This window comes from Streptomyces kryoterrae (genome assembly GCF_054072135.1).
The window spans coordinates 4,785,945-4,804,705 of the sequence record NZ_CM133358.1 but is presented as its reverse complement, the minus strand read 5'-3'; the positions used below and the strand labels follow the sequence as shown (position 1 = coordinate 4,804,705).

Annotated in this window: 17 protein-coding genes; 4 read left to right on the top strand and 13 right to left on the bottom strand. The window is 70.2% G+C overall.

The window, feature by feature from the left end; translation table 11 throughout:
• Positions 1 to 621: a DUF47 domain-containing protein gene (locus tag ACW4TU_RS20770; protein ID WP_164321238.1), complete on the bottom strand. Its 621-nt coding sequence runs from the start codon at positions 619 to 621 to the stop codon at positions 1 to 3.
• A 213-nt stretch (positions 622 to 834) separates the two neighbouring features.
• On the opposite strand from ACW4TU_RS20770, the gene ACW4TU_RS20765 reads away from it, so the two are divergent.
• Complete coding sequence (locus tag ACW4TU_RS20765; protein ID WP_457429602.1) at positions 835 to 1,200, top strand: metal-sensitive transcriptional regulator; 366 nt, start codon at positions 835 to 837, stop codon at positions 1,198 to 1,200.
• A gap of 35 nt (positions 1,201 to 1,235) precedes the next feature.
• On the opposite strand, the gene ACW4TU_RS20760 is transcribed toward ACW4TU_RS20765, so the two are convergent.
• From ACW4TU_RS20760 to mshD, 10 genes are all read right to left on the bottom strand, one after another.
• Positions 1,236 to 1,424: a hypothetical protein gene (locus ACW4TU_RS20760; RefSeq protein WP_457429600.1), complete on the bottom strand. Its 189-nt coding sequence runs from the start codon at positions 1,422 to 1,424 to the stop codon at positions 1,236 to 1,238.
• A gap of 185 nt (positions 1,425 to 1,609) precedes the next feature.
• A complete protein-coding gene (locus tag ACW4TU_RS20755; protein ID WP_457429598.1) occupies positions 1,610 to 2,452 on the bottom strand; it encodes an SCO4651 family lipoprotein in 843 nt (280 codons plus the stop codon).
• A 310-nt stretch (positions 2,453 to 2,762) separates the two neighbouring features.
• A complete protein-coding gene (locus ACW4TU_RS20750) occupies positions 2,763 to 3,182 on the bottom strand; it encodes an NUDIX hydrolase (RefSeq protein WP_457429597.1) in 420 nt (139 codons plus the stop codon).
• Positions 3,179 to 4,333: a CHAD domain-containing protein gene (locus tag ACW4TU_RS20745; RefSeq protein WP_457429596.1), complete on the bottom strand. Its 1,155-nt coding sequence runs from the start codon at positions 4,331 to 4,333 to the stop codon at positions 3,179 to 3,181. Before ACW4TU_RS20745 ends, ACW4TU_RS20750 begins: the two co-directional genes overlap by 4 nt.
• Positions 4,314 to 6,545, bottom strand: coding sequence for an RNA degradosome polyphosphate kinase (locus ACW4TU_RS20740; protein ID WP_457429595.1), 2,232 nt, complete (start codon positions 6,543 to 6,545; stop codon positions 4,314 to 4,316). Before ACW4TU_RS20740 ends, ACW4TU_RS20745 begins: the two co-directional genes overlap by 20 nt.
• A gap of 286 nt (positions 6,546 to 6,831) precedes the next feature.
• Entirely contained in the window at positions 6,832 to 7,830 is a 999-nt protein-coding gene (locus tag ACW4TU_RS20735) for an ABC transporter permease (protein ID WP_457429594.1), read from the bottom strand.
• Positions 7,827 to 8,831 carry an ABC transporter permease gene (locus tag ACW4TU_RS20730; RefSeq protein WP_457429593.1) on the bottom strand — a complete coding sequence of 335 codons (1,005 nt, stop codon included), beginning with the start codon at positions 8,829 to 8,831 and terminating at the stop codon, positions 7,827 to 7,829. Before ACW4TU_RS20730 ends, ACW4TU_RS20735 begins: the two co-directional genes overlap by 4 nt.
• Complete coding sequence (locus tag ACW4TU_RS20725) at positions 8,828 to 9,721, bottom strand: ABC transporter ATP-binding protein (RefSeq protein WP_457429591.1); 894 nt, start codon at positions 9,719 to 9,721, stop codon at positions 8,828 to 8,830. Before ACW4TU_RS20725 ends, ACW4TU_RS20730 begins: the two co-directional genes overlap by 4 nt.
• Positions 9,718 to 10,119 (bottom strand): GntR family transcriptional regulator, encoded by a 402-nt coding sequence (locus ACW4TU_RS20720; protein ID WP_457430218.1) that lies wholly within the window; start codon positions 10,117 to 10,119, stop codon positions 9,718 to 9,720. The genes ACW4TU_RS20725 and ACW4TU_RS20720 overlap by 4 nt, the downstream gene beginning before the upstream one ends.
• Positions 10,120 to 10,219: 100 nt before the next feature.
• A complete protein-coding gene (gene mshD / locus ACW4TU_RS20715; RefSeq protein WP_457429589.1) occupies positions 10,220 to 11,155 on the bottom strand; it encodes a mycothiol synthase in 936 nt (311 codons plus the stop codon).
• Positions 11,156 to 11,406: 251 nt separating this feature from the next.
• Between mshD and ACW4TU_RS20710 the strand changes: the two genes are divergently transcribed.
• From ACW4TU_RS20710 to ACW4TU_RS20700, 3 genes are all read left to right on the top strand, one after another.
• Positions 11,407 to 13,230 (top strand): bifunctional metallophosphatase/5'-nucleotidase, encoded by a 1,824-nt coding sequence (locus tag ACW4TU_RS20710; RefSeq protein WP_457429587.1) that lies wholly within the window; start codon positions 11,407 to 11,409, stop codon positions 13,228 to 13,230.
• A 422-nt stretch (positions 13,231 to 13,652) separates the two neighbouring features.
• Positions 13,653 to 13,787 (top strand): hypothetical protein, encoded by a 135-nt coding sequence (locus ACW4TU_RS20705; RefSeq protein ID WP_457429585.1) that lies wholly within the window; start codon positions 13,653 to 13,655, stop codon positions 13,785 to 13,787.
• 93 nt (positions 13,788 to 13,880) lie between these two features.
• Positions 13,881 to 15,677 carry an ABC transporter ATP-binding protein gene (locus ACW4TU_RS20700; protein ID WP_457429583.1) on the top strand — a complete coding sequence of 599 codons (1,797 nt, stop codon included), beginning with the start codon at positions 13,881 to 13,883 and terminating at the stop codon, positions 15,675 to 15,677.
• Here ACW4TU_RS20700 and ACW4TU_RS20695 read toward each other — a convergent pair.
• On the bottom strand, positions 15,635 to 16,357 hold the full coding sequence (locus tag ACW4TU_RS20695; protein WP_457429581.1) for a response regulator transcription factor: 723 nt from the start codon (positions 16,355 to 16,357) through the stop codon (positions 15,635 to 15,637). The genes ACW4TU_RS20700 and ACW4TU_RS20695 overlap by 43 nt on opposite strands.
• Positions 16,358 to 16,510: 153 nt before the next feature.
• Positions 16,511 to 18,610 carry a pectinesterase family protein gene (locus ACW4TU_RS20690; protein ID WP_457429579.1) on the bottom strand — a complete coding sequence of 700 codons (2,100 nt, stop codon included), beginning with the start codon at positions 18,608 to 18,610 and terminating at the stop codon, positions 16,511 to 16,513.
• Between the last annotated feature and the right edge of the window lie 151 nt (positions 18,611 to 18,761).

Sequence of the window (18,761 nt, the reverse complement as noted above, 5' to 3'; positions counted from 1 at the left end):
TCAGGACTCCTTGACGGCGATGGTCTCCACCGTGTTCGCCACGTGCTCGAAGGCGTCCGCCGCCTCCTCCAGCACGTCCACGATCTGCTTGAGCTTCAGCACCTCGATCGCGTCGTACTTGCCGTTGAACAGGTGGGCCAGCAGCTTGCGGTGGATCTGGTCCGCCTGGTTCTCCAGCCGGTTCACCTCGATCCAGTACTCCGTCAGGTTCTCCATCGTGCGGAGGTTCGGCATCGCCTCCGCCGTCAGCTCCGCCGCCCGCGCCAGGACCTCGATCTGCTGCTCGACGCCCTTCGGCAGTTCCTCCACGTTGTAGAGGACGACCAGGTCGACGGCCTCCTCCATGAAGTCCATGATGTCGTCGAGCAGCGAGGCGAGTTTGTAGATGTCCTCACGGTCGAACGGCGTGATGAACGAGGAGTTCAGCTGGTGGAAGATCGCGTGTGTGGCGTCGTCACCGGCGTGTTCCGCGGCCCGCATACGCTCTGCGATCTCGGCCCGGCCGGAGGCGTCCGCCCCGAGCAGTTCCATGAGGAGTCGCGAGCCCGTGACGATGTTGTCCGCGGACGCGGCGAACATGTCGTAGAAGCTCGTCTCCCTGGGGGTCAGACGAAATCGCACGTGAGGTCCTCGGAGTCCTTCGGGTTGGGTCAGGCTGATGCTAGGCGCAACATCCGGCCACGGCTATCGGGTGGTCCCCCAGTGTCGCCCATCGGCCGGAGTGGACTGCACGGTGGTCTACACCGGCCCTATACCCAGCAAAGTTGGTTACGATATACCCGGCAGGGGTATATTGACGCTTTTGTGCTGAAGTTTGTTCAACGGGAGGACGCGATGACGACCACCGAGGCCGGCGCGGAGACGCCCGACGTGGTGACCGACGTAACGACCGAGGTGGTGACCGACCACGACCGGGGTGTGCACGGGTATCACCATCAGAAGGACGAGCACCTGAAGCGGCTGCGCCGGATCGAGGGGCAGATCCGCGGGCTCCAGCGGATGGTCGACGAGGACGTCTACTGCATCGACATACTCACCCAGGTCTCGGCCTCCACCAAGGCCCTGCAGTCCTTCGCGCTCCAGCTCCTGGAGGAGCACCTGCGGCACTGTGTCGCGGACGCGGCTCTCAAGGGCGGTACGGAGATCGACGCGAAGGTGGAGGAGGCGACCAAGGCGATCGGACGTCTGCTGCGTACCTGACCCGCCCCGGCCGACCCCTCGACATACGTCGCTTTTCAGCCACCGGGTGTGAGCTTGCGCCCCTCGCGCTCCTCGGCCACCCGCAGCACCTCGTCGATGCTCTCCAGGCTGAGCCGATCCTCGCCGGCCGCCGAGGCCGCGATGATCAGGTCTCCGCACAGCTCGATCTCGGCGAGGGCCACGTGGTCCTGAACTGCCGTACCGCCGACCGGTGCCACGTGCATCACCTCTTCTCTGCCGTCACCGCTTCCTAGAGTAGGGAGCGGGCGACACGCCGCGCATGGCACGGACGGGCTAGTCCTTGCGCTACGGCGGACGCAGCAGGGCCGTACCAGGTTGCTCGCACGGCTCGGTCGCCTGACAGGCCCGACTCGCCTTCCTCGCCTTCCCTGTTCTCCGTACGGCAGTCCTACTGCTCGGCGATCCGGCCCGCGTAGATGTCCGCCGGCCTCGGCAGCCGTACGTGCGCGGGCGTCCCGAAGTCGTACAGCAGCGTCGTCGAGGCGACCGCGACCGTGTCCTTCCGCTGCCCGTTGACGAAGCTGAACCGGTGCAGGAGCTTGCGGATGCGGCCCTCGTCGTCGAGGTAGGCGTCGAAGGGGACCTGGGCCGTGGCGAACCCTTTCGCCGCCGCCCCCAGCGGGCCCCTGTTGCCCGGCGAGGCGCTCCTCGCGGCCTCGGCGAGGTCGGCGGTGCCCCGGTAGTGCCGTACGTCGACGCCGGCGACCCGGGTCCGGCCGACGTAGGTCGCCTCGCGCGTCCCGCGCAGGACCTCGGCGGCGGCGAACGGGTCAGTGGCCCCGCCCGTCACCAGGTTGCCGTCGGACAGGGTCGCGGTGTCCACCCGTACCCACTTGTCGGCGGGGACGCCCGCGCCCCGGTTCTTCATGAACAGGGCGCCCGGGGCGAGGAGTTCGGTGATCGGGCGGTGCGGGCTCGCGCCCGCCGGGTCCTGGGGGAGCAGCACCCGCAGGCGGCCGAGCCGCTTCGTGTAGTCGTAGACGCCCTCGCCCCGGATGGTGACGAGGGTGCCGCCGGTGGCCATCTCCATGGAGGTGGTGGTGCGGGAGGTGCCCGCGTCGACCAGGGTCGCGGCGGCCCGGCGCAGGACGCGGACCGCGTCACCGGCCGGGCGGGCGTCCGCGGTGGCGGTCTCGCCGGCGCGGGTGCACCCGGTGGCGCAGATCAGGAGGCCGGTCGTCGCGGCGGCCATGACGACCGCCCCGCCGCCTCGCCAGTGTCGCCGGTCCATCGCCGCACACCCCCAAGCAGGGCCGTCGGTCCACGGCCTCCGTCCCTCCGCTTAACGAGGGGTGGGGGAGGTTGTCACGCGCATACCAGTGCTTTACCCAGGGATGGGTACCGTTGAAGGTGTGGCGCAGCAAGATCGAAGCGAACGTTCCCAGTTGCCCGAAGAACACTCCGTTTCCATGGTGGAGCACGGGCCGTTCTGCTTCGCCAGATGCGTCTGCGGGTGGCGCGGACCGGCCCGCCGGGCCCGCAGTCTGGCCCGGACGGACGGCAGGGGGCACGAGAACGACGACAGGTGACAGCCCGCCTGCCTACCTCTGCGGCAGGGCCAGCAGCTCGTCGACCAGGTCCTTGTCGCGGAGCTGGGTGAGGCGTTCGCGGGCCGCCGCCGGGGGCAGCCACAGGATGAGGTCGACCTCGTCGTTCGGGGTGAAGGCGCCGGACGTCGCCTCCGCCGCCCAGTAACTCACCTGCTTGGGGCGGCCGTTGACCTCGTAGTGGGTGCTGGTGAGGGCGGCGCCGGGGGCTGCCAGGTAGCCCGTCTCCTCCTCGACCTCGCGCAGCGCGCCGGCGAGTGTCTCCTCGTCGCGCTTCAGGTGGCCCTTCGGGTGCGACCAGTCGTCGTACTTCGGCCGGTGGACGAGGCAGATCTCCAGGCCGCCGTCCAGGGGCGAGCGGCGCCACAGGACGCAGCCCGCCGCCAGTACGGGGTGCTCACCGGCGGATGTCACCTCGTGCTCATCGCCTTCTTCTCCCAGGACTGCTGGAACGCGAACCGGGCCGCCTCCACCTCGTGGCGCTGGTCGGCGTGCAGCACGCCGAGCGCGTACGCCGTCGCCGGGGCGATACGGGGGGTGCGGGCCGCCGCCGAGGCCGCCGCGGCGGCCTCGGACGCGTCCCGGTGCCGGTTGAGCGCCGTGCCGGCCGCCAGCATCCGTACGTCGAGGCCGTCCCGGGCTTCGGCGCCCGCCAGCACCTCGTGGGCGTAGCGGCGCAGGCGCAGGAGGAGGCGTACGTGGTGCCAGGGGGCGTCCTGGGGGTGGGGGGCAGGGTCGGGGGAGAGGCCGTGGATGAGGGCCTCGGCGTTGTAGGGGTGGCCGGCGGTGAGGAGGGGGAGGGCGGTGACGGCGTCGCACAGGCGTTCGTGGGCCGCGGCGGCGAGGGGGCGCAGGTCGGTGGCGGTGGCGGTGGGGGTGAGGGGGACCTCGCTGGCGAGGACCGCGACGTTGTCGGCCACCGCGTGGAAGCGGCTCGATCCCAGGGCCTGCAGGGCTGCCGAGTGGGATCGGGTGCGGGCCAGGGTCAGCTGTCGTTCCAGCAGGGCGCCTGCCTTCGCGGCGCCCACTGTCAGGTTGCTGCGGTCCGGGGGTGCTGCCGGGTGGGACTGGGCACCGGCGGTACCGGGGTCCGCTTTCCGTGGGACGGGATCCGCCCCAGCGGAACGACCGCCCACAGCGGGGCTGGTTCGGCTGCCCACGGCCGGCTGTGTGGGGAAGGGTGCCGCCCCCGACAGTCTGTGCAGGGCCAGCAGCAGGCGGTCCAGACGGGCCGCGTACGCGTGTTCCCTCGCCAACGTGCCTGACAGCCAGGCCAGTTCGGGGTGCAGGGTTTCCGACCAGGAGGGGTCGAGGAGGGGGCGGAAGGTGTGGAGGGTGCCCGTGATGCGGCGGGCCGCGTGGCGCAGGGCGCGGGCCGCGTCCACGGGCTCCTCTCCGGGGGAGGCGGCGGAGCCCGTGCCTGTCTCCCTGTGCAGGCGCAGGGCGCGGAGGAACTCCGTCGCCTGCGCCCGCAGGTAGTCCGCCAAGGCGTCCGCCGTCACGGGACCGGCCGTCGTGGATCCGGCCGTCGTGGGGTCGGTCGGGTCAAGGTGTCGCTGTGCCACGCCTACGCCTCCGGGCGTCTATGAGCATCTCCTGGACGTTCCGCAGCGGTTGGCCCTCGGAGTCCGTCGCGTGCCGGGTCCATTCGCCGTCCGGACCCAGGTGCCAGGACTGCGTGGTGTCGGACATGCCGGTTTCCAGCAGCCGGTTGATCGCGGTCCGGTGGGCCGGGTCCGTGACCCTGACGAGTGCCTCGATGCGGCGGTCGAGGTTGCGGTGCATCATGTCGGCGCTGCCGAACCACACCTCGGGCTCGCCGCCGTTGCCGAAGGCGAAGACCCGGGAGTGTTCGAGGAAGCGGCCGAGGACGGAACGGACCCGAACGTTCTCGGAGAGACCCGGGACTCCGGGCCGTACGGCACAGATGCCGCGGACCCAGATGTCACACGGGACGCCTGCCTGGGAGGCGCGGTACAGCGAGTCGATGAGCGCCTCGTCCACCATCGAGTTGACCTTGATACGGACATACGCGGGGCGTCCGGCACGGTGGTGCTGGACCTCCTTGTTGATCCGCGAGATCAGGCCGTCCCGCAGGGACTTGGGGGCGACCAGGAGGCGGCGGTACGTCTCCCGGCGGGAGTAGCCGGACAGCCGGTTGAACAGGTCCGAGAGGTCCGCGCCCACCTGCTGGTCCGCCGTCAGCAGGCCCAGGTCCTCGTAGAGGCGGGCCGTCTTGGGGTGGTAGTTGCCGGTGCCGACGTGGGAGTAGCGGCGCAGCGTGTCGCCCTCCTGGCGGACCACCAGGGACAGCTTGCAGTGGGTCTTCAGGCCGACGAGGCCGTAGACGACGTGACAGCCGGACGCCTCCAGCTTCCGCGCCCACTTGATGTTGGCCTGCTCGTCGAAGCGGGCCTTGATCTCGACGAGGACGAGGACCTGCTTGCCGGCCTCGGCGGCCTCGATGAGGGCGTCCACGATCGGGGAGTCGCCCGAGGTCCGGTACAGGGTCTGCTTGATGGCGAGGACGTCCTCGTCGAGCGCCGCCTGCTCCAGGAAGGCCTGGACGGAGGTGGAGAAACTGTCGTACGGGTGGTGGAGGAGCACGTCCCGTTCGCGCAGGGCCGCGAAGATGTCCGGCGCGGACGACGACTCGACCTCGGCCAGGTCGCGGTGGGTGCCGGCGATGAACTTCGGGAACTTCAGCTCGGGCCGGTCGAGGGAGGAGATGCCGAAGAGGCCGGTGAGGTCGAGGGGACCCGGCAGCGGGTACACCTCCGCCTCGGTGATGTTCAACTCCCGTACCAGCAGGTCGAGTACGTACCGGTCGATGGACTCCTCGACCTCCAGGCGCACCGGCGGCCCGAAGCGGCGCCGCATCAGTTCCTTCTCCAGGGCCTGGAGGAGGTTCTCGGCGTCGTCCTCCTCGACCTCCAGGTCCTCGTTGCGGGTGAGGCGGAAGGCGTGGTGCTCCAGGACCTCCATGCCCGGGAACAGCTCTTCGAGGTGCGCGGCGATGACGTCCTCGATGGGCACGTACCGGCTCGGGGAGGCCTCCAGGAAGCGGGACAGCAGCGGCGGCACCTTCACGCGTGCGAAGTGGCGGTGTCCGCTCACCGGGTTGCGGACGATCACCGCGAGGTTCAGGGAGAGACCCGAGATGTACGGGAAGGGGTGCGCCGGGTCGACGGCCAGCGGGGTGAGGACCGGGAAGATCTGGTGGCGGAAGAGGGTGAACAGGCGGGCCTGCTCCTTCTCCGTCAGCTCGCTCCAGCGGACCAGGTGCACGCCCTCCTCGGCGAGCGCCGGGGCCACGTCCTCCTGGTAGCAGGCGGCGTGCCGGGCCATGAGCTCGCGGGAGCGGGCCCAGATCATCTCCAGCACCTCGCGGGGCTGGAGGCCGGATGCCGAGCGGGTGGCCACGCCGGTGGCTATCCGGCGCTTCAGGCCGGCCACCCGGACCATGAAGAACTCGTCCAGGTTGCTGGCGAAGATCGCGAGGAAGTTAGCCCGTTCGAGGAGGGGTGTGTTGGGATCCTCGGCCAGTTCCAGCACCCGCTCGTTGAACGCGAGCCAGCTGCGCTCCCGGTCCAGGAAGCGGCCCTGCGGCAGCAGCTCGCCGTCGTAGGGTGCCTCCTCGTACTCGTCGAGGTCGGCGTCGATGTCGGGTTCCAGGTCGGAGACCACGGCCGACACCGTGTGCGGGCGGTGGGAGGTCAGGGAACCGACGGACGGCTGCGCGTGCTGTACCTGCGACTGGGCGTTTGGCTGGCTCATGACCCCATTGTTCCGCGCCTCGCCCGGTACGGGCGCGTCGGAGCGTGCGGGCGGGAGCGCGGCGGGGGCGATCCGGTCGGCTCCGGTCCCGTTGGTGGCCTCGGGGGGCGGCGAAGGCTCAGGCACGGCGGGCGTCATTGGGTGAGCCTCGCAAGCCTGGCTGAATCACTGGTTACGGGGACATGACGTGCGGGATATCGGGGGGCGACTCGCGGGTGCGGATGCGAGGGGCGCGTATGCCCCCCTCCCCGTTGCAGGGGCATACGCGGGTCGGGCGGGCCGGGGCTCAGGCGGTGCGGCGGCGCAGCAGCAGGAGGGCGGCGGCCGTCGCGGCGGTGGTGAGGGCGAGGACGACTCCGGTCTCCGTGAGCTGGAGGGGCCAGAAGTGGGAGACCGGGTGGTAGTCGCGGTAGAAGCCGACGACGTCGTGGTCGGCGAGGCACTTGGTGTCGGCGACGCAGATCGGGTCCGAGATGTGCTTTCCGGTGGAGGTCAGGGCGCCGTCGTCGACGACCATGCCGATGTAGTCCGGGTAGTCGTCCTTGCTGGTCAGGGTCTTGACCGGCCATAGATGCGGACGAAGTGACGAGATCACGTACACCAGGATCAGGAAGGCGAAGAAGGTGCTGCCGGAGGCGGCCATCGACCGCTGTACGAGCAGTCCCGTCAGGGCGCCGACCGCCAGGCCGAGCAGGGCGTACGCGGGGGCGAGGGTGCCGTTCGCGACGTAGGTGCCCTCGTCGTACCAGTGCCGGGTGCCCATCCCGTGGAACAGCTTGGTGTGCGCGCCCCACGCCAGGCGGTGCAGCAGCACGAGGAGGAGGGTGCCCGCGGTGAGCAGCGCGGCCGGTACGGCGAGCTTGGCGGCGAGCCAGCGCGCCGGGGACACGGACTGGGTCCAGGCCAGCTGGGCGGTGCCGTTCTCCAGCTCGCGGCCGATGAGCGAGGCGCCCGCCCAGAGGGCGGTGAACAGCGGTACGAGGTTGATGAGGCCGCCGCTGATGGTGTTCGCGGTTTCGTAGCGGGTGTAGGCGGGGCCGCCGTAGTTGCAGCTGTCGTTGACGGCCCCCCCGACGCAGCCCTTCCGGAAGAACTCGGCGGCGGCGGCGTCGGCTCCCCAGCCGTACATCCACAGCATCGCCGCGGCGGCCACGGCGATCAGCAGCAGCCAGAACCAGAGGGCCCAGCGGTGCAGGATCAGCATGACCCAGGGCAGGCCGTGGGGACGCAGGCGGGTGCCGCGCTGAGGTCTCGCGGGGGCCGCGAGTGCGGTGGTGGTGGTCATGCGGTGGCTCCCGTGCGGCGCTTGAGGAGGGCGAACGCGATCAGCGCGGCCACCGTCGCGAGGGCGAGGAGGATGCCGGTCTCCATGAGTTGGAGCGGCCAGAAGTGGGAGGCCGGGTGGTAGTCGCGGTAGACGCCGGCGACGTCGTTGCGGGCGATGCATGCGGCCCTGTCGTCGCAGAACAGATCGGGGATGCGGGCGCCGGTGGAGGTGTAGGAGCCCTTGGCGACCGTCATGCCGCCCTCGTCGGGGAACCCGCCGGGGCTCTGCCTGGTCTCGGCCGGCCACAGGTGCGGACGTAGAGACTGGAACTGCTGTACGACGATGCCGATGGCGACGACTCCGACGCCGAGCGCGGGCAGCGAGCGGCGTAGGGCCATGCCCGCGAGGACGCCGACGGCCAGACCGGCCAGGGCGTAGGCGGTGGCGAGGGTGCCGTTGGGCTCGAAGATCTGGCTGTCGTACCAGTTGAAGTTGCCCTGCCGCAGTTCGGAACCGGCCGCCCACATCAGGCGATGCAGGACGGTGAGCAGGAGCATGCCGGCCGTGATCAGTACGGCGGGCACGGCGAGCTTGGCGGCCAGCCAGCGCGCCGGGGACACGGACTGGGTCCAGGCCAACTGGGCCGTGCCGTCCTCCAGTTCGCGGCCGATGAGCGAGGCGCCCGCCCAGGCGGCGATCAGGAACGGGGCGAAGAAGACGAGGAGGCTGCCGAGGACGACGCCCGAGTCCCAGCGGGATCCCAGCGGGCCCAGGGTGTCGCAGCCGAGGTTGGGCATACCGCCGTCACGGCAGCCCGAGCGCACCAGCTCGTCCATGGCCGCGTTCGTGCCCGGCCCGTACGTCCAGAGGAGCACACCGGCCACCACGACGACGTACAGCAGCCAGAACCAGAGTGCGGAGCGGTGGACGCGCAGGAGGGTCCAGGTGAGGCCGTGGAGACGGCCGGTGCGCTGTGCCGCTGGTCGCTCGGGTGCCGCGAGTGCGGCGGTGGCGGTCATACGGCGGCCTCCGCCGACTCGTCCGCGTCGAGGTGCAGGGGCGGTGCTCCCGGGGAGCGGAGGTGGGCGAGGACCAGTTCCTCCAGGGTGGGGGTGGCGCTCTGCCAGGTTCCGGCGAGGCGGCCCCCGGGGCGGATGAGGGCGGTGGTCTGGCGGCCCGTCGTACGGGACTCGATGACCGTGTGGTCGTCGAGGTCGGCGGCCGGGCCGGTGACCAGGGTGTGGGCGGCGAGCAGGTCCTCCAGCGGGCCGGCGAGGCGGACCCGGCCGGCGCCGACGAGGAGGACGTGGTCGCAGGAGCCCTCCAGCTCGGCGACGACATGCGAGGACATGACAACCGTGGTGCCGTTCTCGGCGGCGTCGGCCATCAGGGTGCCCATCAGCTCGTGCCGGGCGAGCGGGTCGAGGTCGGCCATCGGCTCGTCCAGGAGCAGCAGTTCGGGGCGCTTGCCGAGGGCGAGGGCTATCGCGACCCGGGTGCGCTGACCGCCGGAGAGGTTGCGGATCTTGGCGGCGGGGTCGAGGGCGCCGTCCGCGACGATTCCCTCGGCGACGGCCCGGTCCCAGCGCCGGGGGTTGAGCTCCCGGCCCAGCCGCAGGGTGTCCTCGACGGTGAGCTGGGGGTGCAGGGGCTTGTCCTGGGCGACATAGGCCGTGCGCTCGCGTGCCGCGCCCGGGCTGGTGCCGAGGACGGTGAGCGTGCCCTCGGTGGGCCTGAGGAGACCGGCCGCGTGGGCCAGCAGCGTCGACTTGCCGGCGCCGTTGGGCCCGACGACCGCGCAGACGCGCCCGGCCGGCAGGCGGAACGCGCACTCGCGCAGCGCCCAGCCGCCCTTCCGCAGGCCGAACCGCTTGCCCAGTCCGGCCGCCTCCATGGCGGTGTCGTTCATCCCTGGTCCCCCTTGAATTGCGTGTCGGTGAAATGCGTGTCGAGTACGGAGGTGAACAGCGCTGCCACGTCGTCCCGTTCGAGTCCGGCGGCGCGGGCCCGGCCGGCCCAGTCGGCCAGTTCGGCGCCGAAGGGGGAGTCCGCCGGGGCGGCCCCCAGAGACTTGCGGACGAACGTGCCGAGGCCCCGCCGCGCCTCGACCAGGCCCTCGCGCTCAAGCTCGCGGTAGGCCTTCAGGACGGTGTTCGGATTGATGGCGGTGGCCTCCACGACCTCACGGGCTGTGGGCAGCTTGTCGCCGGGTTCCAGCAGGCCCAGGCGCAGGGCCTGTTTGGTCTGCTGGACGATCTGCAGATAGGTGGCGACGCCGGTGCGTCTGTCGATGCGGTACTCGACCACTCGTACAACCACCCTTTCACTAATTGAGTAGTGAAAGGGTGAACCAAGAGAGGGGGCGATGTCAAGATCACCGCCCCCACGTCCTGCGAGTGCCCGCGTGTTACGACTCCGTGCGGTACATCAGGTCCGTCTCGTGGGTCTCGAAGCCCAGCCGCTCGTACAGCGCCACCGCCGCCGTGTTGTCCGCGTCGACGTACAGCATCGCTGTGGGCAGCCCGCGCTCCGCCAGGTGGCGCAGGCCGATCGTGGTGAGCGCCCGGCCGAGGCCGCCGCCCTGGGCGCCCGGGCGCAGGCCGATGACGTACACCTCGCCGAGGCCCTCCGCCGTGTGCGTCTTCGTCCAGTGGAAGCCGATGAGCTCGCCGTCGCGGAAGGCGAGGAAGAAGCCGTCCGGGTCGAACCAGGCCTCGGCCATGCGGTCTTCGAGGTCGCGCTGGGTGAGCGAGCCCTGTTCGGGGTGGTGGGCGAAGGCGGCGGCGTTCACGGCGAGCCAGGCCGCGTCGTCCTCGCCGGGCACGAAGGTCCGTACCGTCACATCCTGCGGAAGCTTCGGCTCGGGCAGCTCCAGGTCGGTCAACGGCCGCCGCAGCTGGCGCAGTTCGCGGAAGAGGGCGAGGCCGAGGACCTGGGCGAGGTGCCGGGCGGCGGAGTGGGCGCCGTGCGCCCAGACGCGCACTCGCTTGCCGGAGGCGGCCAGCAGGGCCGAGCCGAGGGCGCGCCCGTGACCGTTGCCGCGGTGGGCGGGGTGGACGACAAGTTCGGCGGCCGGCGCCTCGACCGGGTCGGTGTCCTCCAGCTGTGCGTAGCCGACGACTTCGCCGCCGACGATCAGGAGGAAGTGCGACACGCCCTCGCGGGCGCCCCCGCGTAGTCGGAGCCGCCCCTGCTCGGACACCGCCTGCTGGCCGTCGGTCCGGGCGGCCTCCGCGAGCAACGCGAGGACGGCGTCGGCCCGCTCGGGCGTGAGGGCGGCCAGGGTGTCGATGGAACGAGACAGGTCGGGGGAGCCGGGGCGCGCGGTGTCGTCGCTGGTCATGGCTACGAGGGTAAGGCCTGCCCGATTCATGGTGAATCTCCCGAGGAGGCAACCGTTCCGTAACCCTGAACCCCTGTCGCGCTACGCGCGTTGACCCTAGGCTGCGCCGGGACGGGATCACATTCTCACCCTCTTCTTAAGTCGTCCTTTCCTTGGGCGTCCACGGGGCGTCCAAGGGGCGTCCACGGGGCGTCCCCTGGGCGCTTCCCAAGTCTTCAGTCTTCCGAATCTCGCTCACTTCAGGGGGGCACATGCCAGCCACACCCCAGCCGTACCACCGCCGCAGACGCCGTACGCGCGCACTGCTCGCCGGCGTCGCCGGTATCGCCACGGTCGGCGCACTCGCGGCCGCCGCGCTCCCGGCCAGCGCCGGCGGCAGCGCGTCCAAGCCCGGCAGCCAGGGACACAGCAAGCCGAGCCGCTACCAGGACGTGCAGCTGCTGTCCTTCAACGACCTGCACGGCAACCTGGAGCCGCCGTCCGGCTCCTCCGGCCGGGTCACCGAACTCCAGGCCGACGGCACGACGAAGACGATCGACGCGGGCGGTGTCGAGTACCTCGCCACCCACCTGCGCGAGGCGCGCGGGGACAACCCGTACTCGATCACGGCGGCCGGCGGCGACATGGTCGGTGCCTCCCCGCTGATCTCGGGCCTCTTCCACGACGAGCCCACCATCGAGGCGCTCAACGGCCTCGACCTCGACGTCACCTCGGTCGGCAACCACGAGTTCGACGAGGGCGCCAGGGAACTGGCCCGTCTGCAGAACGGCGGCTGCCACCCGACCGACGGCTGCTACGTCAAGGGAAAGAAGTTCAAGGGGGCGGACTTCCCCTACCTCGCGGCGAACGTGCTCGACGAGAAGACCAAGAAGCCGATCCTCAAGCCCTACTGGGTGTGGAAGAAGAACGGCGTCAAGATCGGCTTCATCGGCGTGACCCTGGAGGACACCCCCGGTGTCGTCTCCGCCGAGGGCGTGAAGGGCCTCAAGTTCAAGGACGAGGTCGAGACGATCAACAAGTACGCCAAGGAGCTGGAGAAGCAGGGCGTCAAGTCGATCGTCGCGCTGATCCACGAGGGCGGCCTCCCGGCCTCCGGCGCGTACAACTACGACTGCGACGCGGCGGGCGGCGGCTCCGGTATCTCCGGGCCGATCGTCGACATCGCGAAGAACGTCACCTCGAAGGTCGACGCGCTGGTCACCGGCCACACGCACGCGGCGTACGCCTGCACGATCCCGGACCCGTCGGGCAAGCCGCGCACGGTCACCTCGGCCGCGTCCTTCGGCCGCCTCTACACGGACACCACGCTGACGTACGACCGCTGGACGGGTGACATCGCCCGTACGGCCGTCTCCTCCGCGAACCACGTGGTCACCCGGACCGTCGCCAAGGCCGCGGACATGACCGACCTGATCGCCCGCTGGAACACCCTCGCGGCGCCCATCGGCAACCGCGCGATCGGTTACATCTCCGGCGACATCAACAACACCGGCACCGAGTCCCCGATGGGCGACCTCATCGCCGACGCGCAACTGGCGTACGGCAGGAAGCTCGACCCGGAGACCGACCTCGCGCTGATGAACCCGGGCGGAATCCGCGCGGGGCTCACCTTCGCGGCGAAGGGCGCGGAGGGCGACGGTGTCGTCACCTACGCCGAGGGCTTCACGGTCCAGCCGTTCTCCAACACGGTGAACCTGCAGAACTTCACCGGCGCGCAGCTCGTCTCCGTACTCCAGGAGCAGGTCAGCGGCACGAACACGGCCTCGCCGAAGGTGCTCCAGGTGTCGACGGGGCTCACCTACACCCTTGACCTGACGAAGGCCGGCGCCGCGCGCCTGGTCGCCGACTCCGTCAAGCTGAACGGTGCGGCGATCGACCCGGCCGCCACCTACCGCGTCGCGACGAACAGCTTCCTCGCGGGTGGCGGCGACGGCTTCCCGACGCTGGGTCAGGGCACGAACGACCTGGTCGGCGGGGACGACCTCGCGGCGCTGGCGGACTACCTGACCGCCAACTCCACGGCCACGACCCCGATCGCGCCGCCGGCGGCGAAGCGGATCACGGTCGTGCAGTAGCGGTAGCGGTTCCATCCCAGAGGGCCCAAGGCATGTTGCCTTGGGCCCTCTGTCATGCCCGTAATAAATCCTGTGTGAAATGGGGATCGGTTCCCCGGGTGTCCTGAAAATTGGTCTCAGCTGCTATTAACCGAGGTCTAAGCGGAATTGGTCTTTTCCGCTTCTCGGGTCCCGTAGTGTTTTCCATGTCGAAAGCGAACGGCGGACGACACGGAAAGCAAGGGAGAGCAATATGAGCTTCAAGAAGATCGCCCCGGTCAAGAAGGCCCGCAAGGCCGTCCCGCCGCCCCACAAGCCCGCGCCGAAGAAGGTCACTCCCAGGCGTCGACCGGTCGCCCATAAGGGCTGACGCAGAACACAGCCGCAGTCACAGCTAAAAGCAAAACGCGAACAGCCAATTCACAACCCGGGAGGGAATTCCTATGAGCTTCCACAAGATTGTCCCCGTCAAGAAGGCATCCAAGCCCGCCGCCCCGGCTCCGGCTCCCAAGAAGAAGGCTCCGAAGAAGCCGGCGCCCCAGAAGGTGCCGCGTCGTCCGGTCGGGCACCAGCACTGAGACCTGCCGTGAGGCGGGGTCACCGGAGGGCGAGCGCATCGTCCCGGTGGCCCCGCCTCGGGCGTGTAAGGAGAAAAGGAAAGGGAGTTGAGCATGAGGGAAGTCCGGGAGGCGTTCCGCCGGTTCTGGCCGTTGACGCGCGGGGACCGGAAATGGCTGGTGGCGATCGTCATGTGCGTGGTGGTGTCCGCGCTGGCCGAGACCGCCGCGATCCTGCTGTTCGCGGAACTGACGGACAACGCCCTGAAAGCCGGTTCCCTCGCCGCCTTCTGGGGCCCGGCCGGTGCCTGGCTGGCCGTCGCCGTCCTCGGCGCGCTCGTCGGCTACGCCGGAAACTCGCTCGCCACCTGGACCGCCGAGAGATTCGTCCTGCGCCTGCGCGCCAACGTCTTCCGGCATGTCCAGGACCTCCCGCCCCACTTCTTCCAGAAACACCGCCAGGGCGATCTGGTGGAACGTCTCACCGGTGACGTCGAAGCCATCGAACAGATGGTCGTCTCGGGAGTTGTCGGTACCGTCTCCGCCGCCTTCTCGGCCCTCTTCTACTCCGCCGCAGCCCTCTGGCTGCGCTGGGACCTGGCCCTGGTCACCTTCTTCCTGGCCCCCCTCTTCCTCCTCGCCGCCCGCCGCTTCGCCGGCCGTATCCGGACGGCCAGCCAGGACGAGCGGGTCGCCGACGGCGCGATCACCTCCGTGGTGGAGGAGTCCCTCGGCAACATCGTCCTCACCCAGGCCTACAACCGCCGCCGCGACGAGGAGAAGCGCCTCGACCGGGAGGCCCGCGCCTGGATGAGGGCGAGCGTGCGCGGGGCGCGGCTGAGCGAGATGTACGAACAGTTCGTCGAGGTCGTCGAGACGCTGTGCGTCCTCACGGTGATCGGGCTCGGCGTCTGGGAGATCTCCGCCGGCCGGATGTCACTGGGTGCCTTGCTGGCCTTCGCCGCCTTCGTCGGCTACCTCTACCCGCCGATCCGCAGCCTCGGCCAGCTCGGCCTGACCCTCACGGCGGCGACCGCGGGCGCGGAACGCCTCGGCGAGCTGCTGGACGCCGAGCCCGCCGTCACCGACCCGGCCGAGCCGGTGGCCCAGTGGCCGGTGCGCGGCTGGGTCAGCGTCCACGGGGCCTCCTTCACCTACCCGGGCGAGGGAACGGACCGGCGGCCGTCGCTGCGCGAGGTGACCTTCACCGCGGCCCCCGGCGAACTGGTCCTGATCACGGGGGCGAGCGGCGCCGGAAAGTCCACCCTGTCGAAGCTCCTCACCCGCTTCTACGACCCCTCGGCGGGCGTGATCTGCCTGGACGGCGTCCCGCTGACCGACGTACCCCTCACCTTCCTCCGCGAGAACGTGGTGCTGCTGCCGCAGGAGACGCTGATCCTGCACGGGTCGATCCGCGAGAACATCGAGTGCGGGCGCCCCGGCGCGAGCGACGCGGACATCGAGGCGGCGGCTCGGGCGGCCGACGCGCACGACTTCGTCACCGCGCTCCCCGAGGGGTACGGCACGAGGATCGCCCCCGGCACGGCCACGCTCTCCGGCGGCCAGCTGCAGCGGATCGCCATCGCCCGGGCCATGCTGCGCCGGGCCCCGGTACTGGTCCTCGACGAGCCGACGGCCGGCCTGGACTCGATCGCCGCCCGCCGGATCGTCCCGGCGCTGCGCCGGCTGATGGCGGGCCGTACGACCATCATGATCACCCACGATCTGAGCCTCGCCCCGGACGCCGACCGCATCCTGGTCGTCGACGACGGCCGCCTCGCCGAGACGGGCACGCACGACGAACTGATGGCGCGGGGCGGCGGGTACGCGAGGCTCGCGGCCCCGCTGCTCCCCCAACCGGCCGGGTCCTACCGGCGGGAGGAGACGCTGACACTGGCCCTGAGGGTGTAGCCCATTCCCCGGACGGTGTGGATGAGCCGGGGTTCGCCCCGGCTCTCCAGCTTCCGGCGCAGGTACATGACGTACACGTCAAGGGTGTTGGAGGCGGGCTCGAAGTCGAAGCCCCAGACGTCCTTGAGGATCTGGACCCGGCCGAGGATCCTGTCGGGCCGTCTCAGCAGGTATTCGAGGAGGTTGAACTCGGTCTTGGTGAGGTCGAGTCGGCGGTCGGCGCGGGTGACGGTACGGGTCCTCGGGTCCAGGTGGACGTCCTGGAAGCTGAGGCCCGCGAGCTGCGAGGGCGGCCGGGGTTCGCGCTGTGGGCTCCGGCGCAGCAACGCCCTTACCCGCGCGAGGAGTTCCTCGGTGGCGAAGGGTTTCATGAGGTAGTCGTCGGCGCCGTTGTCGAGCGCGACGATCCGGTCTCCGACCGCGGCCCGTCCGGTGATCATCAGGATCGGGACGGTGCACCCCGAGGCCCGTAGCCGCCGGGTCGCGGCGAGCCCGTCGAGGCCGGGCATGGTGACGTCCATGAGCACGAGGTCGGGTGCGCTGTCCGGTTCGGCCACCAAGGCGAGCGCCGCACGGCCGTCCCCGGCGAGCACGGTCTCGTACCCCTCGAACCTGAGCACCCGGTCGAGCCCCTCACGTACGGCCGCGTCGTCGTCGGCCAGCAGGATCTTCCGCGCCATCCCTCCAACGTGCGACGACGGGCTGTGCTGGGCCTGGGAAAGGGGTGTGCGGGGGCTGGGGAGGTGAGGATGCGGAGAGGGCGGGTGGCGGGTGTGGCTGGGGAGCGGGGCATCGGCTCGCGCTCCCCAGCCGTTCTGCTGTGCTTACGCCGGTCAGCCGGCCGTGGGTGTCCAGTCGCCCAGCCAGTCGGCGACCTCCTGGCCGGTGGCCTGGGCGTCGGTCAGCTGCGGGCGGTCGCCGCTCGCGGCGCCCGAGCCCGCGCCGGTGTTCTTGTACTCGGCGAAGCGGTCGTCCTTCCAGGAGAAGCCGCTCATGTCGGTCCAGGGAGTGGTCCTGATCGCGGCGCTCAGGGAGGTGTTGCGGATGGTGGTCTGCGGGTCGAGGGTCGCGTCGCCGCCCGCGTGCCAGGGGCGGCCCAGGTAGAAGCTGCGGTCGGAGACGTCGCCGTTCACCGTGGAGTTGGCGATCAGGATGCCCTTGCGGTTCGCGGCGGTGCTGGGGGCCGTGACGTAGCCGGCCGAGGTGCCGTTCCAGCGCTTCTTCAGGGTGATGACGGACTTGTCGATCACGGCGGTGGCCCGGCCGAAGATGAAGTCGGTGTTGCCGACGACGTAGGAGTTGGTGATGTAGACGCGGCCCAGCTTGTCCTTGGACGCGGTGTCCACCAGCAGGGTGTCCTGGTCGCCGCTGACGATGACGCTGTCGAGGAACACCTTGTCGGCGGAGGTGCGCAGGGCGACCGCCTGGTTGGCGATGTCCTGGTGCGCGGCCTCGTCGAAGTCGTTGGAGATGGTCAGGTTGCGGGCCTGGAAGTCGTCCGCGTCGACGGCGACGGTGGCGCTGCCGCCGGTGCCGTATGTGCCGGAGCCGTCGGGCTTCGGCGTACCGGACGCGTTGTTGTAGACGATCGTGGTGTCCTTGCGGCTGCCGCCGCTGCCCTGGATGGTGACGTGCGGCTTGTTGGACGGCACCTTGACCAGTTCGCGGTACGTGCCCGGCTTGACGGAGATCACCACCCGGGAGGTGTTGTTCGCGGGTACGGCGTTCACGGCGGCCTGCACGGTCCGGTACTGGCCGGAGCCGTCGGCGGCGACGGTGAGGGTCGTGGCGGCGGCGGCCGTGGTGGTCGCGGTGCTGGTCGCCTTGGCCACGGAACTGCGCGGCCCCACACCGGACTTGAGCAGCGCGGGCACGTCGGCCGTCTTGTCCGGGGTGTAGCTGTAGTACGTCTTCGGGTCCCAGGCCGCGCCCGACCCCCCGCTCTCGTTCTTCCCTGTCGTCCCGGAGAAGACGTTGCCGCGCTGGACGAGGGTGGCGGTGGCGTCGCGGACGACGGGGTTGGTCATGCCCTGGAAGTAGGAGTTCTCCAGCACCATGTTGGTCTTGCCGCGCGAGTAGTTGCCGTACGAGGACTTGATGGTGGTCCCCGCCTCGTCCTCCAGGTAGTTGTTGTAGAGGTGCGCGTGGGCCACGTTGTCGGTGGACGGGTTGCGCTGCTCGGTCTCGCGGATCCAGTTGTGGTGGATCGTGATGTCGGCGGTGGTGTTCTCGGTCCAGCCGATGCCGAAGGCCTTGTTGTCCTGGCTCAGCTTGTTCCAGGAGACGGTCAGGTAGGTCGTGTCCTTGCGGCTGTCGATGAGACCGTCGGCCATGTGCCGCAGGTCGTTGTGATCGATCCACACATGATGGGCGCCGTCCATCTGGATCGCGTCGAAGTCGTGCTCCTTGTCGTTCCAGATGCCCTGGTAGGCGTCCCGGATGGTGAGATTCCGGATGATGACGTTGTGGACCCCGGTGCCGAGGAAGAACCCACCGCCGACGATCTGCCCGGAGGTCCCCGACCCGATGATGGTCTTGTCGGAGGCGACCTTGATCTCCTTGCCGACCGGGTCCATGGTGATGGTGGCGGCGACAACGATGATGTACGGCTCGGAGGCTGTTGCGTACTTCTCCAGGTCGGCGAGCGTCTTCACAGTGACGGTCTGGCCGTCCCGGCCGCCGTAAGTCCCGTTCTGGCCAAGGGCGTTGACGGAGGCGAAGCCATTGGCGACGTCGGTGACACCGGCGAGGGCGGAGCCGGCGGAGGTCGCGGCGGACGCCTTCGGCTGCGCGTCCGCGCCGAACACTCCGAAGACACCGCCGTAGGCCATGGCTCCGGCGGAGGCGAGGGCCAGCGGGACCCCGGCGAGCAGTGCGGTCTTGCGGCGGCGGTGACGACTGCGGCTACGGGACTTGCTGCGGGTTTCGCTCACGACTGCTTCCGATCAAGTGAGGGGTCAAGAGGGGTGAAGAGGGGTTCGAGGGGGGCTTGACTGGAGGGAGAACCACGTCACTTGGGTGTTGCAGCCGAGGAGGCAAAGGTTGCCGCGCTGAGGCGACGAAGGCCAGGGACCGCAGAGGAAG

What these genes read in the sequence shown, in the direction of transcription:
- ACW4TU_RS20765 (WP_457429602.1), top strand. Translation starts at nt 835, where the DNA reads ATGACGACCACCGAGGCCGGCGCGGAGACGCCCGACGTGGTGACCGAC.
- ACW4TU_RS20760 (WP_457429600.1), bottom strand. Translation starts at nt 1,424, where the DNA reads ATGCACGTGGCACCGGTCGGCGGTACGGCAGTTCAGGACCACGTGGCC.
- ACW4TU_RS20755 (WP_457429598.1), bottom strand. Translation starts at nt 2,452, where the DNA reads ATGGACCGGCGACACTGGCGAGGCGGCGGGGCGGTCGTCATGGCCGCC.
- ACW4TU_RS20740 (WP_457429595.1), bottom strand. Translation starts at nt 6,545, where the DNA reads ATGAGCCAGCCAAACGCCCAGTCGCAGGTACAGCACGCGCAGCCGTCC.
- ACW4TU_RS20735 (WP_457429594.1), bottom strand. Translation starts at nt 7,830, where the DNA reads ATGACCACCACCACCGCACTCGCGGCCCCCGCGAGACCTCAGCGCGGC.
- ACW4TU_RS20730 (WP_457429593.1), bottom strand. Translation starts at nt 8,831, where the DNA reads ATGACCGCCACCGCCGCACTCGCGGCACCCGAGCGACCAGCGGCACAG.
- ACW4TU_RS20725 (WP_457429591.1), bottom strand. Translation starts at nt 9,721, where the DNA reads ATGAACGACACCGCCATGGAGGCGGCCGGACTGGGCAAGCGGTTCGGC.
- mshD (WP_457429589.1), bottom strand. Translation starts at nt 11,155, where the DNA reads ATGACCAGCGACGACACCGCGCGCCCCGGCTCCCCCGACCTGTCTCGT.
- ACW4TU_RS20710 (WP_457429587.1), top strand. Translation starts at nt 11,407, where the DNA reads ATGCCAGCCACACCCCAGCCGTACCACCGCCGCAGACGCCGTACGCGC.
- ACW4TU_RS20705 (WP_457429585.1), top strand. Translation starts at nt 13,653, where the DNA reads ATGAGCTTCCACAAGATTGTCCCCGTCAAGAAGGCATCCAAGCCCGCC.
- ACW4TU_RS20700 (WP_457429583.1), top strand. Translation starts at nt 13,881, where the DNA reads ATGAGGGAAGTCCGGGAGGCGTTCCGCCGGTTCTGGCCGTTGACGCGC.
- ACW4TU_RS20695 (WP_457429581.1), bottom strand. Translation starts at nt 16,357, where the DNA reads ATGGCGCGGAAGATCCTGCTGGCCGACGACGACGCGGCCGTACGTGAG.